Annotated in this window: 17 protein-coding genes and 2 pseudogenes; 7 read left to right on the forward strand and 12 right to left on the reverse strand. The window is 49.6% G+C overall.

The window, feature by feature from the left end:
* The first annotated feature begins 329 nt into the window (after nucleotides 1-329).
* Nucleotides 330-1,610 (forward strand): hypothetical protein, encoded by a 1,281-nt coding sequence (locus tag ACMGGU_RS02620; protein ID WP_196352010.1) that lies wholly within the window; start codon nucleotides 330-332, stop codon nucleotides 1,608-1,610.
* 164 nt (nucleotides 1,611-1,774) lie between these two features.
* Here the strand turns inward: ACMGGU_RS02620 and ACMGGU_RS02625 are convergent, their stop codons facing one another.
* Nucleotides 1,775-2,146 (reverse strand): zincin-like metallopeptidase domain-containing protein, encoded by a 372-nt coding sequence (locus ACMGGU_RS02625; protein ID WP_395299829.1) that lies wholly within the window; start codon nucleotides 2,144-2,146, stop codon nucleotides 1,775-1,777.
* Between the two features lie 146 nt (nucleotides 2,147-2,292).
* Between ACMGGU_RS02625 and ACMGGU_RS02630 the strand changes: the two are divergent.
* The 4 genes and pseudogenes from ACMGGU_RS02630 to ACMGGU_RS02645 form a co-directional block, all read left to right on the forward strand.
* Nucleotides 2,293-2,409 (forward strand): annotated as a pseudogene (locus ACMGGU_RS02630) (toxin); the annotation flags it as partial.
* A 510-nt stretch (nucleotides 2,410-2,919) separates the two neighbouring features.
* A complete protein-coding gene (locus tag ACMGGU_RS02635) occupies nucleotides 2,920-3,984 on the forward strand; it encodes a hypothetical protein (protein ID WP_395299830.1) in 1,065 nt (354 codons plus the stop codon).
* Entirely contained in the window at nucleotides 3,981-4,280 is a 300-nt protein-coding gene (locus tag ACMGGU_RS02640) for a DUF6966 domain-containing protein (RefSeq protein WP_025912594.1), read from the forward strand. Before ACMGGU_RS02635 ends, ACMGGU_RS02640 begins: the two co-directional genes overlap by 4 nt.
* A 99-nt stretch (nucleotides 4,281-4,379) precedes the next feature.
* Nucleotides 4,380-4,538 (forward strand): annotated as a pseudogene (locus tag ACMGGU_RS02645) (hypothetical protein); the annotation flags it as partial.
* A gap of 70 nt (nucleotides 4,539-4,608) precedes the next feature.
* On the opposite strand, the gene catA reads toward ACMGGU_RS02645, so the two are convergent.
* The 9 genes from catA to ACMGGU_RS02690 all read right to left on the reverse strand — a co-directional run bounded on the left by catA (nucleotide 4,609) and on the right by ACMGGU_RS02690 (nucleotide 15,264).
* Entirely contained in the window at nucleotides 4,609-5,286 is a 678-nt protein-coding gene (gene catA / locus ACMGGU_RS02650) for a type A chloramphenicol O-acetyltransferase (protein WP_069720205.1), read from the reverse strand.
* A 63-nt stretch (nucleotides 5,287-5,349) separates the two neighbouring features.
* A complete protein-coding gene (locus ACMGGU_RS02655) occupies nucleotides 5,350-7,281 on the reverse strand; it encodes a putative bifunctional diguanylate cyclase/phosphodiesterase (RefSeq protein WP_069720206.1) in 1,932 nt (643 codons plus the stop codon).
* 17 nt (nucleotides 7,282-7,298) lie between these two features.
* Complete coding sequence (locus ACMGGU_RS02660; protein WP_196345836.1) at nucleotides 7,299-7,793, reverse strand: molybdopterin-dependent oxidoreductase; 495 nt, start codon at nucleotides 7,791-7,793, stop codon at nucleotides 7,299-7,301.
* A gap of 399 nt (nucleotides 7,794-8,192) precedes the next feature.
* Complete coding sequence (locus ACMGGU_RS02665) at nucleotides 8,193-8,780, reverse strand: cytochrome b (RefSeq protein ID WP_325841784.1); 588 nt, start codon at nucleotides 8,778-8,780, stop codon at nucleotides 8,193-8,195.
* Nucleotides 8,777-9,850 (reverse strand): catalase family peroxidase, encoded by a 1,074-nt coding sequence (locus ACMGGU_RS02670; RefSeq protein ID WP_325819334.1) that lies wholly within the window; start codon nucleotides 9,848-9,850, stop codon nucleotides 8,777-8,779. The genes ACMGGU_RS02665 and ACMGGU_RS02670 overlap by 4 nt, the downstream gene beginning before the upstream one ends.
* Before the next feature lie 162 nt (nucleotides 9,851-10,012).
* The gene (locus tag ACMGGU_RS02675; RefSeq protein ID WP_420300224.1) at nucleotides 10,013-10,624 is read right to left on the reverse strand and encodes a flavin reductase family protein; all 612 of its coding nucleotides are present in this window, start codon (nucleotides 10,622-10,624) and stop codon (nucleotides 10,013-10,015) included.
* Between the two features lie 402 nt (nucleotides 10,625-11,026).
* A complete protein-coding gene (locus ACMGGU_RS02680; RefSeq protein WP_055321833.1) occupies nucleotides 11,027-12,571 on the reverse strand; it encodes a DHA2 family efflux MFS transporter permease subunit in 1,545 nt (514 codons plus the stop codon).
* A 13-nt stretch (nucleotides 12,572-12,584) separates the two neighbouring features.
* Entirely contained in the window at nucleotides 12,585-13,727 is a 1,143-nt protein-coding gene (locus tag ACMGGU_RS02685; RefSeq protein WP_021241698.1) for an HlyD family efflux transporter periplasmic adaptor subunit, read from the reverse strand.
* A 49-nt stretch (nucleotides 13,728-13,776) separates the two neighbouring features.
* A complete protein-coding gene (locus tag ACMGGU_RS02690) occupies nucleotides 13,777-15,264 on the reverse strand; it encodes an efflux transporter outer membrane subunit (RefSeq protein WP_420300225.1) in 1,488 nt (495 codons plus the stop codon).
* Nucleotides 15,265-15,453: 189 nt separating this feature from the next.
* Here ACMGGU_RS02690 and ACMGGU_RS02695 point away from each other — a divergent pair, with 189 nt between their 5' ends.
* Both ACMGGU_RS02695 and ACMGGU_RS02700 read left to right on the forward strand, forming a co-directional pair.
* Nucleotides 15,454-16,098 (forward strand): TetR/AcrR family transcriptional regulator, encoded by a 645-nt coding sequence (locus tag ACMGGU_RS02695; RefSeq protein WP_039023708.1) that lies wholly within the window; start codon nucleotides 15,454-15,456, stop codon nucleotides 16,096-16,098.
* Nucleotides 16,099-16,222: 124 nt separating this feature from the next.
* Nucleotides 16,223-16,627, forward strand: coding sequence for a helix-turn-helix domain-containing protein (locus tag ACMGGU_RS02700; protein WP_023326759.1), 405 nt, complete (start codon nucleotides 16,223-16,225; stop codon nucleotides 16,625-16,627).
* Between the two features lie 12 nt (nucleotides 16,628-16,639).
* Here ACMGGU_RS02700 and ACMGGU_RS02705 read toward each other — a convergent pair whose 3' ends face one another.
* Both ACMGGU_RS02705 and ACMGGU_RS02710 read right to left on the reverse strand, forming a co-directional pair.
* Nucleotides 16,640-18,424, reverse strand: a complete 1,785-nt coding sequence (locus ACMGGU_RS02705; RefSeq protein WP_045909823.1) for a diguanylate cyclase — start codon at nucleotides 18,422-18,424, stop codon at nucleotides 16,640-16,642.
* A 119-nt stretch (nucleotides 18,425-18,543) separates the two neighbouring features.
* Complete coding sequence (locus ACMGGU_RS02710; protein WP_048030055.1) at nucleotides 18,544-19,653, reverse strand: AI-2E family transporter; 1,110 nt, start codon at nucleotides 19,651-19,653, stop codon at nucleotides 18,544-18,546.
* Nucleotides 19,654-19,675: the final 22 nt, after the last annotated feature.

Consider the following 19,675-nt stretch of genomic DNA (forward strand, 5'->3'; position numbering starts at 1 on the left):
AAGGTGATATTTAACATGTAAAGCATTTTATTTACATTTCTTTAAAATGCAAAAAAAACTTAAGAATTGTCTTATGCCAAAAATAGTAGGGGGCTAATGCAGCCTGCTGTTTTTTATGATTTTTTTAAAAGATATATTTTGGTCATAATTTTTAATTATGAAATTAAATGTGAACATAATCACTTTAACTCGGGTGTTAATGGGACCCTCCTAATTTTCATAGGTATTAATCTTTTGACTAATAGCCTTTTTCTTTTAGCATTCTTTTGGCAAACATTTCCCATATGAACTTACTTATCTAACCGCAAGTTACAACGAGACCAATAGCCATGGTGAAAACAGCTATCACTGCATTAATAGCACGTAAGGTCTGGAGTTCTTCAGGCTTGCCCGCGCTTGAGATTGAGGTTTTTATTGATAAACGGATCTCAGCCAGAGCTATTACGCAGTCGGGTCTGTCAGGTGGTTATGTTGACCCAATATTAAATAGCGAAAACATATGCGCCAACTTACATAAAATGCTGGATTGTAAAATCCAATACATTGACAAAATACTCACCCCGCAGTTGCTGGGACAGCGTATCGACAACCAACTTATCATTGACTCTATTTTGAGCTTAAGTACACAAAATAATAAACTCTCGCATGCTGACACTGCAGCAATTTCTATTGCGGTTGCGGACCTTGCTGCCAGGTACTATGCCATTCCGTTATGGAAATACATTCAACAAGAATATATTGAACCCGTTATGCCGTTGCCAGAAATTGAAATATTCGGCGGTGGTGCTCATGCATCTTATGCTTCAACAGTACAGGATGTAATGGTGATTGCCCCCGGCGCAGAAAACTATCAGCATGCACTCTGCATCGGGGCAGAAATATTTCAGCGTATTAAAAATCAGCTGGTGAAGGCAGGAAAACCCACAGGGCTCTGTGAAAAAGGGGGACTTTGGCCAAGCTACGACCATTTTCGCCATGCTTTAGAGATGGTAAGCGAAGCCGTTGCGCATTCGGGTCTTACGGCTGGTAAAGATATTGGCATAGCAATCGATTTCGCAGCAGATGGTTTTTACGAGACAGGCCATTACTGGCTGAACGGAAATGAAGGTTGCGGTCAGACTTCAGATGACTACATTGCAACATTGACTTCGTTGATCAAAGAATTTCCGATCATGTCACTTGAAGACCCGCTGGCGGTAGAAGACAGGGCGGGATATCGTAAGTTGATGCAGCTGTCAGGCAAGCAAGTACAAATTATCAGCGACGATCTGTTGGATTCCGATCCGCGACTGGTGCAGTCCGAGGATGCAGCTTTACTGTGCAATGCCATCATGATCAAGCCGGCAAAGTCTGGCACCTTAACAAAGACGATTTCAGCGTTAAGTCATGCGCGAAGCAAAGGCTGGGGAGCCATCATGGCAGGGCGCTCTATTGACAGCGAGGATACAGCTGTAATGCACCTTGCGGTAGGCTTGGGGGTTGGTCAGTTCAAAATCGGTTCGCTGGCACGCGCTGAGCGGAGTGCAAAATTCAATGAGGGGATCCGCATCGCAGAAGCATCACGCGACCTTGTATTTGCTGGGGCAAAAGAGTTGCCAAAAGGCATGTAGTGAATTATTTATTTGTAAATGACCTGTCGCAGCTACCCAGGCAGCATATTTACATTGTCAAACACAGGAGAGGCGCATACTTTCCACCTATTACACTTGCGTTAAATTTTGTCTATACGCAGTTAATGGAGCTGAACGTTGGGTGCTGCAGGATCAGTTTTCCTTCAGCGCGTAGGGGGATCAATACACCGCGCAGCCGGTCTGTTGTTCAGGTGGAACTCTACATTAATTACAAAAAGGATACAGGAAATCAGCCATGGCACATGATAGCGCTCATGCTGCACCTCCCCCGGTACGCCTAAGTAGGCTATTAAAAATGCACGGCCCAGCTCGGCAATTAGTTCCTCAAAAGCATATTCCTCTGATTCGAAGCGGGTAGGGTGAATAAGATTTAAGTTGTGCGCCGCTCCCGCCCAGTGAACCAGCTCATGTAGTGTCGTGGCGTAGAAATTATCTGCCTTATTGAAGCGAAACCGAGCCGATAAGACGGTCTCATCCGCCGCAGGCCGGTAAAACGCCGAGCGTACTCTTTCCATAATTTCGCACCGGTACGCTTTATCAGGGCCACCACCTGCGATAGCGGGTCAAATGTAATGTGCGTCTGCGGAAGCGCATCGAGAAGCAGGACGTCCTATAATGCTTCCTGATTCGCCAGACCTCTGGCAATGACTATCGAGATACCGTACAAGTGCCATATTTGACCGTTACAGATATCCTTCATGCCAGGAGAGCATGCGGATTAATGAACAGTTGTTCGTATCGGGAAGTAAGTAATATTGTTCTTAGCCGATCGCTGTAGTGAGAAAGACTTCAAGAGCCGAGAAGATTTGTACGGTCTGTGAACGCATAAAAAACAAAATGGGGGCACAAAAGGGGGCATTTATAAAGATTAAACAAGAAAATATCTATACTTATCAATGGTTCTATAGGTTGTGTTATGTTCCTATTATCTCCTCAAACGTCTGTATTCATCCATAAAGTCCCTGATTTAAATGCTTTTTAGTCCATTATTTTCCGTAACCTTCCAGTAAAATCGATGCTGAATCTGTATAGGATTGTGTATATGTTCCTGTTCGGTTTGCGCCGTCCGTGGTTAAACAACAAACAGATCTTCGTCATCATTTGCGTTCGGATGGGGCGCTAATGTGGGATGTCTGTCATCTTCCGCAAGCAGTGTGCTTTCTTCTCAGCGTGCAGAACCCGTTGCTTACAGCCACACAACTGGCCATTACCTGCTATATTCGTGTCTTTGCCAGATTTCCGGAATGCGCGATAATGTGGCACATAATGGCAGCGTAAAAGGGGCAATATGCTTCATCACAGCCAGGCAATGTCACTGGATGACATCTACCTTGAGGACATTCCTCACATTATTCACCCGGATACGGCGGCAGGAGACCTCGCAGATACTGCAAGGCCTAACCGCATCATTCAGGAGTGGAATTTGCCACAGGGCTACACCCGGTTTGTCAACCGGTATCAACTATACCACTGGCAACATCCCTGGATGGCATACCGTGACACGCTCGACGACATCAAATCCGGTAAGCTCGTTCTGCTGAGAAAAGACATCACCGGCAATGCGATTTCGGGCGTGCTGACGACATCCGGTGACCTTCGCAATGACCTGCCTTTGTTCCTTCAAACTCGACTCCGACACATCCTGTCCCGGCAACTCAAACGCCCGAGATATCAGGTCCGCCATGCGGCACCGGTGCAACATGCCCAGGCCGCAAAAACCATCAACAGCAAAATTGCCGGTCGGTTGCTGGCCGCGGGCGGGATCTATAATGGCAATATCGAGGGATTCCGTCAGACCGCGCAGCAGCTCGGTGGTGATGCACCGGCGGGTTACGATCAGGTTATGGATAATAAAGGGCTGATTATCGCTGGTGCTTCTGTTGCTGCGGGCCTTGGCCTGGGCAGACTGGGAACGGCGAGTGAGCTTAGCAATCTTCATGTTCTGGGAAAAGTCGAGGGTGAATACTCGATGATAAAACCCGGACCATTACCTAAAGAGCTGGCTGAAACCTTCTCCAGTGGTACATATAAAGAGATCACGCTATCAACAGACACGAGTTTCTACAGAGGTGGTATAGAGGGGCGACCACTAGGTCAGTTTTTCGGATATGAACAACCTCAGGGAGTGCTCCAGACCAGAATAGATAAGGCCCTGCTCCCCAAATGGCCTAACGGAAGTGAATCCCCTCTTGATAGCTATCACAAGATACAAATACCCGCAGGAACGAAAGTATATGTTGGAGAAGTTGGCTATCAAACAGACCTTTTTTCCGGTGGCTCTGAGCAAGTTGTGATACCTACCCCGTGGAAAATACCTGGCGTTAAGATACTTGAAAGTGGTGGTTTGAAATGAAAAATGAAATAAAGAAAACGGTAACTGATATCATCAAAATCCTCTCCTCAAATGATGAGGATTCATGGGCAAAAACATTCGAAAAACTAGCCATCGAGCTCGATGTTGATTGTGAGTCATCCATTTACTCGTTGAAAAAACTCTACGGCGGGATGGGATCATTTAACGATATTGTTCTTCATAAAAATGGCATACCTCTCATTCGGGAAAATGACGAGTTAGACGATTTGAGACACAAACTCTACAAGCAGCTTGACCATGCAATCGTTTTGTTAAAAGCAGGTGATTTACCATAGCGTTAGTTTCCAGCGCCGTCAGTAAATTATTGGGTACGCCTCCAGCCTGACAGGGGAAGCGCAGAACCTTACAACAGCCTCAGGTGTGTTCGTCTCGTCAGCATCGATGCCCCCGAAAAGAACCTGCCCTTTGGGCAGCGTTCCCGGCAGACATTCTCATCGATAGTGGCGCAGTGTGCCGTCTCCATAACGTGCAGGAACGCAGATTTCTATGGTCCTCTAATGGATACGGTGTGGCCTCACATGGAAAGCGCATAAAATAATGAAAGGCCGGTAGGCTTCTCACACTCACTCCTGCCAGATGGAAACCATCAGCACTTCTTACGCATCATGCGCCAGGTTCCTCTGACAGCTCCGACAAACCATCACACATCTCCTGCAACTCATTAAACATCCTTGCCACATGGAAGCCATCGCACACCGAATGATGCACCTGCACCGCGAGCGGCAGCAGCACTTTTCCATCCTGCTCGTAGTATTTCCCAAACGTGAACATAGGCGAAAAGAAGTTCTTCATATGCGCAATGTTCATCGTAAAGTTCGTAAACGTAACCCACGGAATAGACGAGACGAAAAAGACATTTTCCCGGGACTCTTCCTTAGGCCAGTATGAAAGGCTATTTCCATAGCGGGCCGTATCTTCAGCATACGTGTTCTGGAAGTGATGAATATTGCCGTCATAGTGGCTCCACAATGACGAAAACGTCTCCGTTTCTGGGTGGAAAATGGTGTAGCTGGGATGAATTTCATTCCATATGACAAGCTCATTGTCCTTCATGGCCATACGGAACTCAGGATGCCGGTTCATGATGTTAGACAGGAGAAAAATGATAGTCGGGTAAAACTTCCATCCCACCGCTTTGATATGTTTTCGCAGCGCGGTAATGTCGATGAGAACGGTTTGGTTAATTGTGCATTCAGCAAATGACTGGAAGACTTCAAAATGCTCCTTCCTTGGCCAACGAGATAAATCAACAGGCGTATAGTCCGGGGCTGTTTTTTTCATTGTTTAACCTTTGATTATCAATCGTCTACATGATTTTGGGCCAGAAACAACCGCACAATCATTTCAACCGTATCTGATCTTCCTGTCAATCTCAGCCTGTGGTTTTCCGAACAGGTACCCCTGCACGAGATCGCAGCCAAGCGCCTGAAGACGTTCAAGCTGCGCTTCGGTTTCAACACCCTCTGCAATGACCCGCATATTGAGGCTCTTCGCCATGCCGGTAATCAATTTAACGATATTAAGGGCATCATCCTGCGTGGATATCGGATTCACAAAGGATTTATCTATCTTAATTTTATCAAAATTAAGTTCACTCAGTCGCGAGAGCGAGGAATATCCCGTTCCGAAATCATCGATGGAAATTTTGACACCCAGTGCCCGGAGCTTTTTGAGAATAGTGATCGGCATGTTGCTGTCACTGAAGAGCGAAGACTCTGTAACCTCTAACTCGAGTCGGTTGGCCGGTAGCCCCGTCTCTTTCAGGATGGACTGCACCATCGTGGTAAACGATTTCGTGCCTAGCTGAACGGGTGAGACGTTCACCGAGATCCTGGCCGGCACCGCCCAGGACACCGCTTCCCGGCAGGCCATCTCAAGCACCGACTTGCCGATCTCATTGATCATTCCCGTTTTTTCAGCGACGGAAATAAAATAATCTGGCGCGAGTATCCCTTTCACCGGGTGTATCCAGCGAATAAGCGCTTCATAGCCGTAAATTTCATTGCTGAATGAATCGACAATAGGCTGGTAGTACACAACGAATTCATTGTGATCGATCGCCAGAGCCATATCATGTTCAAGGGTTCTGCTTTCCTGCAATCTTTGCAGCATCCACTGCCGGAAGACTTTGATCTGCTGCGAACCTTCTTTTTTCGCTTCGTAGAGCGCCAGATCGGCAAATTTATAAAGATAATCAGAGCGTCGTTCATTATCAGATAAAACGATGCCCACGCAGGTGGCAATTTTTATCAGCTGGTTATTAATCGTATAGGGTTGGCTGATGTGATCGCTGATTTCTTTGGCGCGCGAAACGGCGGCGGTTTCCGTGAGTCCGCTGGAGAGAAGGGCGAATTCATCGCCGCCCAAACGGTAAAACGTATCCGTTGCGTTGCTCATCGAGGTCAGCCGTCGGGATACCTGATTCAGCAGCAAATCTCCCGTATCATGGCCATAGGTATCGTTGACCTCTTTGAAGCGGTCTAAATCAAATAACATTACGGTGACGGGGACGTGGTTTTTATCTGCCTGAAGATTAATTTTATTGAGATCGTCCCAGAAGAAAAGGCGGTTTTTCATGCCGGTGAGAGAGTCATGATAAACATCATACTCCAGCTTCGCGTTCTGAATTTGCAGTTTTTCTTTTGATATTTGAAGTTCATCAGCCAGGCTTTTAACCTGCATGTGTGCTTTCAGAATGTTTTTATTCTGGTAGATCATTAAGAAGCCAAGAATAAAGCTTAAAATCACCAGAAGCAAAGAAAGTGCGGAATAAATATAATACAGGATTTGTATTTTGTTGTTGGATTCATTAACCGTATTAATATCTTTCGTTAATGCCGTTGCAGACAGCTGGCTGAGCGGTGCGTCGAGCTCATGCATATTTGTCAGGTACGCCTGTAACTCCGGATGGCTCATTTTTTCAAGATGACTATCCAGATAGGCCAGTATTTTTTCTAAGCGTAAAGCGAGCTCCTGATGCGTTTTATCGCTATCAATGTAGCGACCTAAATCGCCCCCCTTCATTAAATCGCCCTGACTGAGCATAATTTCGAGGCGCATACGGACCTGGTCTATCGTAACGTCATCAGTATCGGTTGCGTATAGACCAAGCCATGATTCAAAACGGTAATACTCTGATACCAGTTGTGCCACGGACCAGGACTCAGTGTATTGAGTCAGTTTTTGCAATTCCTGCTGTCGATCATAAACAAGGTATGCAATATATCCTGTCGTGATAAAAAGAGAAAAAATGATACCAACCAGTATCCTGTTCATTATGTTCTCCTGAACGGCTACTCAATCTTCATTTTGCTTACCTGCCATGCTGATCGTGAGTAATAAATCTGATTATTCAACTCAGGAAGACTGTCATAGGGGTATACAATGAACGATGGGCCTTTATCGCGGATGCGCATATATTCGCCATTGACCTTTAAGGCAAGGATGGCGTTGTATTTTTTAAAGTCGCTGAGAGGGATGACGGTTGAGTAATCATTGAGCGCAATAACATTCACGTTCGTACCTTTTGCACCCACATAATCCATGAGCTTGCTCATGGGGATCCCCTCAAACTTCGTACGACCGTTATACCAGGGAGAGGTCGTCTCGAAACTCACTACTCCGAGTTTTTCAAGGCTGGCGAGATCAAACACTGCTTTTCCATTTTCGTTGGTATTTTCTATATTACCGTAAATCGTTAAAATGGGTTTACCAACTGGTTTTGGCAGGTCGCCAGCCCAGGTTACACTTTGTACCAGACAGCATAACAGCAGTAGGGTTAATCGCATTTTGACCTCCACCTTTTTAACAGAAGTATAAGAATTATAATTTAGATATCACACGAGTTGATATATTTTGTTGGGGAGTAGGGGCTTTTATCGTTTTTATTGATGTAAAGTCATTTTAATCAATGAGTTATGTGTTGTGGGGGCAGGATGTTTGATACGAGAGCGACGCTTAACTTTTTGATAAAAGCTAAAATTGCGGGCACAAATGCTCTTCTGTTTAAAAAATAATCGCTTTAATTGAGAGATATTATCTTCCACGATAATTGTGGGGTGTCCGTGGCTTTTTGGCGCGCGAATTTAGCGGCTAAATACGCGCCCCGGTTGTGTGCGCTGTTTCAGGATGGCGATGATAAGCGAGGACACGAACATTCTGATTGTGCGTGTCCCCTGGCGCTTGCCTTACTTCAGGTCATCCCGGAGGGCTGACGCCGACTTACTCCCTTTCGCCATGCTGGCAAACACTGCGTCCCGGTAGATCCACGCATGAACGAGTGCGGCGGAGAGATGGACCAGCACCACGGCAAAAAGCAACTTTGCCAGAAGGCTATGGGCGTCGTGACACCAGGCATAGAGTGCTGGACTGGTCGGGACAATTGCCGGCAGGTTGACGCCATCAAACATGACAATTGGCAGGCCCGCTGCCGACAGTTGCGCCCAGCCCAGCAGCGGCATTGCCAGCATTAACCCATACAGCATCCAGTGTGATGCCTTTGCGGCAAGCACCTGCCAGACGGGCAAATCGGCAGGAAGTGGGGGCGTGCGGCTCAGAAGTCGGTTGACCAGACGAACCAGTGCCAGCAGTAAAATGGCGATCCCCAGCGGCCGGTGGAGGTCGATTAGCCAAATCCGGTGATGTAACGACGTCATCATCGCGGCACCGATGAAAAGCATGGTCAGGATCATCACCGCCATCAGCCAGTGCAGGCTTCGCGCCAGGGTATTGAAATGCTGCGGCGCGTGCTCTCGCCTGTCTTTATTTGAGCTCATTTTACCTCCTGCTTTTGCACGGCTTCGGTGGCCTTGCCGTAGCCGATTTCCCGTTCACGGCGGCTGAAAGAGTGGGAGTAGGCCGCGGAGCGGGCGCTTAAGATGGGATCATCAGACACCGCAACGCCTGCAGGAACGACAGAAGGATCAAAGTTAACGTCGCGGCACGCGCCTGTGGATTGTGCTTCGACGCGCGTCACTTCCAGCGTACCGGCTACCACCTTTTTGCGATCGTCCGGCCATGGCTGGGAAGGGTCATCCACCGGATCGCCCGGCTGTGCGAGCTGCAAAACGTAATCCCAGTAGAGTGGCTTCTGCGCCAGGCGCTGACGCAGATTTTCGAACAGGAAGTTGTCATCGGCTTTCTGTCGTTGCTCATCGCTTATCGACAGGAAAGGCTCGTGCGGACGCATCATCCAGCGAACGGCCTGACGGTCCCCCTGTGCGTTCACAAGGTAAAAGGCGTTAATGCTGTAAAACGTCGCCCCCGCGAAGCTGCCGGGCGCGGGTTTTTGTGCCGCCCATTTTAGGTATTTCTCCGCCTCCGGGTACGCTTTCAAAAAGTCTTTGAGACGCTGCGGATCCGGTTTGCCGGTGGCCGCATCAACGGCCGTGGCTTTTCGCAAGGCCAGAAAACCTTCCGGGCTGTGCGTGGCGAAGAAAGGCTCGTTGTTCATCGCCATCCGCCATTGTTGCTTATCATCTGTCTTCAGCAGCAGCGCCATGCTCAGGGTTTTGGTCGTACTATCCGGGGCATGCGGATCGCCGGTACCAATAGAGAATCGGCCCACAACGGGCACTTCCTGCTGCGAGAAGAGGCGGGAGGTTGAAAGAGAAGCCGCCGAGCCGTTTGGCGTAAAGGTGCCGGCAAAGCAGATGCCTTTTCCATGCGCGCGGCGAAAACCAGGCGGGAAGGGTTTCGGTGTTTCACCCACCAGTGCCTGGCTGACCGTGCGTGAACCAAGCCAGCCCGCCGTCCATGCAAAAGCAGATGCCAGCGTACCGGCGACAACGGCGATCGCTGCCAGCGCGCCCCAGGTTTTTTTGGACCTCAAATCCAGTTTCGACATAGACGTTTTTCCAGAACAAAATATCTTCACCTGTCATGCACAACGTGTTGCGCGTGACAGGTGTTAATACAGTGGCGAATATGGCTCGAGTATAGGAACTAAGGGGCGTAAAGAAAGAATATCACGAAAAGTTTAAACCTTTCCGCTGCAAAAAAGACCGGGTTACTCATCGTGGCGGAAGTTGTGACCGAGTCGGTGACCCAGCGAGAAATAGTGGCGAAATAGATAATAGAGGGGGTTCCATTTCTCCACATTAAATTTTACTCCTCTCTGAGTATGAATTAATAATGCCTCAGATATGTGGACGCAGGTTATTGTGGCATCAACGGACACCAGGTTCCCCTGCGAACCGGTCAGGGGCGCTATCCCGCCAACCTTAGCCTCTATTTGTACAGGACACTCTTTAATTCTCAACGAGTTAATCGTCACCGCCTTTTCCTTATGGAAATTCCCGCAGCTAAATTTGTCCTGTTCAAAAACATATCCCCTCTTTTTCTTCCATTCCGGTGGCGATGCTTTTCCCGTTTTATTTGCGATAGCTTCAATATTCTGCCAGAGCCTGCTGTCCGGGATGTTCAGAACAATATCAGGGTTACCTGTGATATTTTCATAACATTTTCCAGCGGTGCCTAGCCCGAACACGATATTCCGGTCAAGGATCCACCACGACGAGACCGGGCTTAGGTTGGTTGAACCGTCATGATTTTGGCTGGAGATAATGGCGACCGGTGTACCAAAATATAAAGAAGCAAAATCGACCTGCTGGGTTTTCATTTTATCATCCTCTGATTAACGAAGGCCCAGTCTACGTTGTGCAAACGTGCGTTACTTCGGTGAAGCGCGAAGTAACGCACGCCACCTGAACGTCCCCGGCGAGAAGGCGCAGGGTGAGGGATATGGGCTGTGTTTTTCTTCTGCGATGGCAGAAAATGTAAATAATGAACAGAAGGGAGTATGCGATATTATCGATGAGATCGTCAGTCAACGGTTTCAATCTGTGTCTGAATAATTGCCTGATTTAGGACGCTTCTTCCACTGGGAAGCGTCCACTTTTTTATATGTTGAAAAATATATTTCTGATATTAAGCACCGCTTTTTCTGTACAGAAAGTCCTGGTTTTTCATCCATCAAATTTTCTCTTTTATTTGACGCCCACATCCCTGTGCTGAATAACGATTAATGTCCTACAGATGCGGCATCAACAACGCGAGAGGGTTTCGGTGCTAAAGCAATAGCAAAAGCAGCGATAAAGAATATGACGCCTATCGACATCATCAGATTATTCGTAGAAAGCATCATGCTTTGGCTGTTAACCATCTTGTCAAAAAGCTCCCTAACAAACTGCCCACCTTGCTGAGGCGCCGAGTTGATGTACTGTGAAAGATCGCCTGTCGGGTCAACGACGGACGCCAGCTTGTCATGCGCAATATAGCGCTGGTCTTGCCATGACGTCGTCACCAGTGATGTGGCAAACGCGCCTGATAACGTTCGAACAAAGTTCATTAACCCGGCTGCAGAAGGCATTTCCGCTTCATCTACCGAGCCCATTGCAAGGCCCGTAATCGGGACATAGTACAACGGCATTCCCACCCCCATGAATAACAAGGGGACACAGATGGACCAGTAGTCCATATCGGTCGTCGCATAGGCGCGCCAGAAGGTATCGAGACCGAGCCAGGCGCAGCCAAAGAAGATAAGAATGCGCGGATCGATTCTGTTGGAAAGGTTAGCGGCAACCGGAGAAAAGACCACCTGCAGAAGGCCACCCCAGGCCACCACAATCCCGGCCCATGTTGTTGTATACCCTAAGTTATATTGTAACCACAAAGGCGTCAGGACATTCAGACCAAAAAAACACCCAAACGCAAGCGCGAGCACAAACATGCTGGCCGAGAAACCGCGATGGCGAAACACGCTGATATCGACAATCGGATGGTCAGCGGTCAGTTCCCAGATACAGAAACACAAAAAACCTATGCAGGCCACAATCGCCAGAACCCATATTTCTTCTGAGGCAAACCAGTCAAGGTCTTTCCCTTCATCCAGCATGATTTGCAGTGCGCCAACCCAGATAACCAGTAAAACAAACCCAACGATATCAATAGCGTTATTAACCAGCTCATCTTCGAAGATTTTCAATACTGACCACGCCACGACTGAAAAAGCGATGGCCATTGGAACGTTGATGATAAACACCCACGACCAGCTGTAATGATCGCAAATCCATCCACCGAGAACGGGACCAATAACGGGCGCCAGCAACGTGGTCATTGCCCATAGTCCCGTCGCCTGCATGGATTTTTCTTTCGGGAAAATACGCAGCAGTAACGTTTGTGATAAGGCCATCAGGGGGCCTCCTGCCATGCCCTGAAAAACTCGCATCAGCAGCAGCATTCCCAGCGAAGTGGAAAGGCCACAAAGCAATGAAAAAATACCGAACATGAACACGGAAATGGAGAAAACGCGCACGCCGCCAAACCGTGTGGTTAACCATCCTGAAAGCGGTACCGTAATGGCTTCAGCAACGGCATAGGCCGTGATGATCCAGGTACCCTGGCTGGTGCCTGCGCCCAGGGCACCAGCCATATTGGGTTGAGTGACGTTTGCAATGGTCATGTTGAGCACGGCTAAAAAGTTCGCCATTGCAAGAACCAGGGCACCCACCCATAACATACCGCCCTTCAGCGAAGGAGGCTGGTTATCGATAACGAATGTAGACATAGCCCGGTTTCCGTTATTCACTTTTTAAATTAACTGTCGCTTTCATGGACAGCCCTACCCGCAGCGGATGTGCTGCAAGTTCGTCAGCATTGAGTTTGATGCGTACGGGTAAACGCTGAACAACCTTAATCCAGTTACCCGTTGCGTTCTGAGCAGGAATAACTGAAAACGCTGCGCCGGTTCCGCCATCAAAGCCTTCTACCGTTCCATGGAAAAGCACGTTATCGCCATACAGATCGCTTACCAGCTCCACTTTCTGTCCCACTTTCACATGCTGGAGCTGAACCTCCTTGAAATTGGCATTGACGTGAATTTGCTGTACTGGCACCACGGACAATAACGGTGTGGAAGGTTGTACTCGTTGCCCAAGCTCGACCTGGCGACGAGCAACCACACCATCGACTGGCGAACGGATTACGGTTCTTTCCAGATCCAGTCTGGCCTGATCGCGCTTCGCTCTGGCAAGGACAACTTCAGGGTTGGTCTCGGTATCTGCGTTCTCAATCAGAACGGCATTCGCTTGTCTTGCACCCACCGCCGCCTGTTTAGCTGCATCTGCTTGCGCCACGGCGGCTTTAGCGGCATTCAGGTTTGCCAGAGCGGAAGCATAAACGTTTTGAATGCGCGTCAGCTCGTCGCCTGAAATCGCGCCTGTCTGCATGAGCGCCTCGCGTCGTTTGAGGTCAACCGTCGCGCGCTGGAAGTCAGCGTTTGCGGCATCAACCTGGGCCAGCAGGCGTTTTTGCTCTTTTTCATTAGCCACAACTTCTGCGCCGAGCTTTGTATCAGTGGCCTTATATCCATTTACTCGCCGAATGGACAGGTTCAGGTCTGCTTCCGCCTGATTAAGGGCTAGCTGCGCGTCGGTGGGATCCAGCTGGATCAGAACATCGCCTTTTTTTACCACCTGGGAATCCGTGACCAGGATGGCGCTTACCGTACCGGTAACGGCAGAAGAGAGTTGGGCTGATTCGACATCGGTATAGGCGTTATCGGTTTCAACATACCGGGAACCGACGAATTCCCACCAGGCAAAAGAGCCTGCACCAGCAAGCGCAATACTCACTGCAAGACAGGAGAACAAACGTTTTCTCTTTTTCTTTTTGATATCGGATGATTCAATATTTTGATTTTCAATCGCTGCAGAATGACTCATTTTATTTCCTTTCTTTCCACTATTTAGTTATTAACCTGGTGTTAAATAATCACTGTTTGCTCGAGGTATATCCGCCGCCTAATGCGCGCGCTAATGCGACGTCAATCGTAAAGGCACGAGAATTAACGTCGGCTAATTTTCTGCGGGCAGCGACCAGCTCGTCTTCCGAGGATAAGACGTCAAGATAATCAGCAACTTTTCCTTCATACCTTTGTCTGGTGAGCGAATACGCTTTTTCTGCTGACGCGACTGCCGCCTGCGAATACAGCATCTCGTCTTTAAGAGAGGCTCTGCTGGTGAGCGCATCGCTCACTTCACGAAGTGCATTCGTTAACGTGTCGTTATATACATTCACCGCAATGTCATATTCACCGCTGGCGTATTTCAAATCACCCTGTAGCTGTTGCGTATTAAATATGGGCAACGATATTGCCGGGCCAAAGCTGCCAATTGCTGAGCCACTCCGGGTAAGGTTGTTAATACCCAATGACTGGAATCCGGCAAAGGCAACCAGATTAACGCTCGGGTAAAAACCGGCTTTTTTCTGTTTGATTTTCTCTGCTGCCGCCTCTGCGCGTAAACGTGCCGCGACAATATCGGGACGGCGACCAATCAGATCCAACGCAATATTGGGAGGAAGGTCCTCATGCGCTAAAAGCGTTGCCTTAGGCGCGGTTATGGCCAGCGCCCTGTCAGGCCCGTCACCGATCAATGCGGCGAGGGCATGTTTTTTGATCGCAATCGCTTCATCTATTGCCACCAGGTTTGCTTTTGCGTTGAGTTGACGCGTCTCAACCTGTTGAAGGCTGGATAAATCTTCCAGCCCCGCGTCATGCCGTTGCTGGAACAACGCAAGCGTACTGGTTCGTATCGTCAGGGTATCGTTAAGCGTTTCGCGAACGGTGTATAAATGCGCCAGCTCCGCGTAAACGGTAACAACAGACGAAGACAGCACCAGTCTTGTTTGCGCTTTTTCCGCGACTGCCGCCATTTCACCTGACGTTGCAGCCGCGAGCGCTGCGCGGTTTTTACCCCAAAAATCAATTTCCCAGCTCATATCCAGCGTGGTGCGCCCATAGCTGTTCCAGTTTTGGGGTGTTGCGCTTTCAGGCGTCACATAGTTGTAACTCATTTTGTCCCGCATAAAGCTGGCGTTAGCGGTGACCTCGGGGAAAAGCGATCCGCTCGCGCTTTGGGTCATCGCCTGCGCTTGCTTCACGCGAGCGTCGGCGATGTTAAGCGTAGGGGAATTTTTGAGCGCGTCATCAATCAGTCCGTTGAGCTGCTCATCACCGTATTTTTTCCACCAGTCATGTTTCGGCCACTGGCCATTCTGATGTGGGAAACTTTGATCGCTTTTAAGTTGTGTGACCGTCTTCATAGGCGGTGGGGTGCCGAGATCGGGGATCATGGCGCATCCGCTCAGGCTGATGGCGGAAAAGACAACACAGCCCATCACTATCCTGGACCGGGTTGAGCCGGAAATACGACACCTCGGGAGTGCCTCCTGAAAACCTTTCATCAGTACGCTCATCATGCTGTTCATCAAGTAGTCCAAATGCAGTACCGTACAGTACGGTACGATTTATATCTTGACTTCTGAGCGCCGTCAAATAAAAATGTACTCGTCGGTACGATTACGAACCCTACTCACAGACGTGATTCCGAAATCAGATAACAAAAAGTGTTGGCGAGCGGCCAAACACCTAAACTACCGAGGAAACATATGGATAAAAGAGCGCTTAAACGGCAACAGATTCTGGACGTTGCATCCGGGCTGTTTCGACAAAAAGGATTTGATGCTACGTCTATCTCTGAGATCAACGCGATTGTGGGTGGCTCAAAATCGACAATTTACAGTCACTTTTCTTCGAAAGAAGAGCTATTTGTAGAATGCATGTCTTCTGAAACAGAACAGTATATTAAGAGCATGACTATTGAAACTGCAGGGCAGGTGCGCCTTTTCAGAAAATCACCACAGCTGGTCATCGAGCAATTTGCCGTTGCCTTTTTACGCTATATTTGTTCACCGGATATTGTGGACTTGCAAAGATTAATGATTTCCGAAGCCGGAAGGTCGGGAATTGGAGAGTTGTATTATGAACGAATGCAAAAACTTCGTTCAAACGTATCGGCGCTTTTCACCGATTTAATGAATCAAAATATTTTAAGAAAAGATGACCCAGTGCTGGCCGCTGAGTATTTTCGCTCTCTTCTCCAGGCCGGTATCCTTGAGCCCTTGCTTTTAAAAGCACGAAAGGATCAGCCGGACGAAAGTGAAATTGTCATGAAAGCGCAGGCCTCCGTTAATGCGTTTATGAAGTTGTATGGTCCTGAACAAAATGAGGATGTTGCAACGACATCTCACTAAAATACAGTAAGCATTCTCTCACCCTATTATTAGGGTGATTTTTTCTTTTTGGAAATATTATTTTCAATTGTCATTGGATGACATTGCCAGCGGCCTTCTTGTAAATAAAATTTCGTGGATACTTATGTGTATAAAGTTTACTCTCTTAAAAGATCGTGAAACTGTAATTAAGTCCCTGACTCACTGGATTGACTCGAATTTATACAGACCTATTACCGTTCTGGATGTGGCGCGAAAATCCGGTTATTCATTGGCTTATATTCAACGAAACTTTCGCCAGGAGTGTGGCATAAGTATAGGTCTCTATATCCGCAGCCGGAAACTTGAAAAAGCCGCGCATATGCTCAGACACACGCAGCTCTCTGTTTCAGATATATTTACAATGCTAGGCTATGAAGAGCCGTCCACCTTCAGCAGAGCGTTCTCAAACCAATATGGACTCTCCCCAACCAAATACCGTGAGATGGCTAAAAAAAGTCATGACATGAATGGCTTGTCGATATTGATTACAGAGGTGACGCGCGACTAAAGCGAAAATCCGCTAACCCGCCTCCAGCATCCCAAAACTCACAATCCGCGCGCGTCCCAGCTCTTTTGCCCGGTATAGCGCCACATCCGCAGCGCGCAGCAGGTTGTCGGTCTGGGCATGTTGTGGGTAGCTGGCAATGCCAATCGACACGTCCACCGGCCCAATCTCGGTCAGCCCGTAGCGAAGCGACAGCTCATGCACGCCGGTGTAAATCTTCTGCGCGCAGGCGTACGCTTCTGCTTCATCGGCACCGGAAAGCAGCACCAGAAACTCCTCGCCGCCGTAGCGGAATGCCAGCCCGTTGTCATGTGCGGCGCGCTGAACAATTGACGCCACGCTTTTGATCACCAGATCGCCCGCTTCATGGCCGAAACGGTCATTAATGCTCTTGAAGTGGTCGATATCAATCATCATGCAGCTTAACGGCACGCCAGTGCGTATCGCCTGTGCCGTTTGGGTTTGCAGGGTATCTTCCAGATGATGACGGTTACGCAGGCCGGTGAGCGGGTCAAACAACGCTTTTTCCAGCAACGCGTCGCGCAGACGCTGGTTGGCCAGCGCAAGCCCTAGCGCCTCGGCCATCAGCTCCAGATACGCGCGGGAAGGGGCATTATCCGCCGTGATATTCTGGAAGGAGAGCAGGCCAATGGCCTCACCCTGAGCGATAAGCGGCACGCAAAGCGCGCTTTCCGCCTGGGATGCCGGAAGATGATAACAGGCAATATCCGGCTCGCCGTTCACCGGCGGGTGACTCTGCCCGCGACGCACGGCCCAGCACTCGTCCGGGTGGAACGTCGTCTCTTCACCAATCGGCGAAAGCCATTGCGCGACGCAGCGCATCTGCCACGGCTCGCGGTCAAGGACGTAGAGTCGGCCCGCGATCCCCGGCGCGATATTGGGGGCAAACAGCTCCGCCACGTTAATCACATCGTTAAAGTTCTCACACCCCTGCAGCCGCTGGGTCATGCGCGCCAGCAGTTCGCGGATGGCCCAGTCGGCATCGCGCTCTTTTTCCAGACGCTGCCGCGCCAGGCCGTTTTCACGGAAGATGCTGATGGCCTGAGCCATATCGCCTATCTCATCAATCTGGTTGAAATTGGGCGTTTCAACCGCGTAATCCTGGGATGCCAGGCGGTGCACCACGTCGCTCAGGCGCACCACGGGACGCAGCACGCGGCGCTTTAATATAAAGCCGAGTACAAACAGGAACAGCAGGGCGGTCAGGCCGACCGTCAGCTCAGAGGCGGTACGCAGCGCTTTCGATTTTTTTGTCGCATCTTTTACGGAGCCGATAACGCGCTTGTCGAGTATCTGGCGAAAGTGATCGATCTGATTCTGCGCGCGATCCAGCTCCTGCTCATAGGGCTGACCATAGAGCAAGGCAACGGCCTGGGCGTCTTCACCGCGTTCCAGGCTGGCGAGGGCGGTTTGCTGCTCGTCCTGCAGCTCATCGACGATCTTTATTCCTTCATGCAGCAGGGCCAGTTCTTCATCCGATGCGCCGTTATCCTGCAGCTTTTCCAGACGAAGCTCGATGCGCTTCAGGCTGTTTTCTGCCTGGTTATATTCCTTGAGCACCTGAGGATCTTTTTTAATGACGTACAGCCGCGCTAAATCAGACTGCGCCCAGATATCGGTTTCGATATCTTCCGTCAGCTGATCAAATTTCTGCCGTTGTTCAACGGCCTGACGTTCGAGGGTATCCGCGCTGGACGCCATCAGCATGATGATGCCGGAGGCGATGGTCAGGCAGACCGTGGCCCCATAGGCCCAGTTTGTTATCGTCGCGATTCGCACCAGATGATCCTTTTACGACATGAGTAGGATGGCGTTCTTCAAATTATAGAAAACGTCTGATTTAAGGCGAAAAAAAAGGCGGCACAGTGCCGCCTGGTGTGGTCTTTATCGTCACGTCCTTACAAATCTGGAGGATTTTTTCCTTCTTCGATGAAATCCGCGTCCAGCTCTTCGGCGTTGCCTTCGTGATCGCGTCCGGAGAAGAGGTTCCAGCAGGCGATAAACAGCGCGGCGATGAGCGGCCCAATCACAAAGCCGTTAATGCCGTACAGCTCCATGCCGCCGAGGGTGGAGATCAGAATCAGGTAGTCCGGCATTTTGGTGTCTTTCCCCACCAGCAGCGGGCGCAGAATATTGTCCACCAGCCCGACGATAATCACGAAGAAGCCGACAATAAACAGCCCCTGCCAGATCTGGTGCGTGGCGAACAGGAAGATAGCGGCGGGCACCCAGACAATCGCCGAGCCGATGGCGGGCACGAGGGAAAGGAACGCCATCAGTGCGCCCCAGAGCACGCTGCCGTCGATACCGGCAATGGCAAAGGCAATCCCGCCGAGGATGCCCTGAACCACGGCCACCGCCGCCGTCCCTTTTACCGTGGCGCGTGACACGCCGACGAATTTGGCGAACAGATGCTGCTTGGCAAAATCGGACAGGGGCAGGGAATCGAGGATCTGGCGTACCAGATACGGGCCGTCTTTCAGCAGGAAGAACAGCAGATACAGCATGATGCCGAAGCTAATCGCAAAGCCAAACGTCCCCTTGCCGATCAGGAACGCGCTGCCCGCCAGATACTGTCCGCCCTGCAGGGCGACATCGGAGAGTTTTTTCTGGATCTGCGCCGCGTTGGTCAGGTTGTGATCCGCGAGGAAACCGCTGGCCCAGTCAGGCAGGTGGTTGAAGATGCTCGCCACCACTTCCGGGAACTGGGTGTTGTTCTCCTGCAGTTTGGTGTAAACCACGTTCAGCTCAATGGCGAGCGAGGAGAGGATTACCATCAGCGGAATAAAGACGATCAGGCAGATAATACCGATGGTCAACAGCGAGGCCAGCCCGTTGCGCTCCCCCAGCGCGGTGCGCAGCTTATTTTTTACCGGGTTGAAGATAACGGTCAGAATGGCGGCCCACAGTATCGCGGAGAAGTAGGGAGACAGCACGTCGAAGAAGGCCCAGGTCACAAGGGCGAGAATGAAAATAAAGAAACCTTTAGTCAGTCCGTTAAAGCGCATCAGTCAGTCCTGGTTACTAAGA

The organism is Enterobacter sp. BNK-8 (assembly GCF_048685095.1).
Lineage (GTDB): Bacteria > Pseudomonadota > Gammaproteobacteria > Enterobacterales > Enterobacteriaceae > Enterobacter > Enterobacter quasiroggenkampii.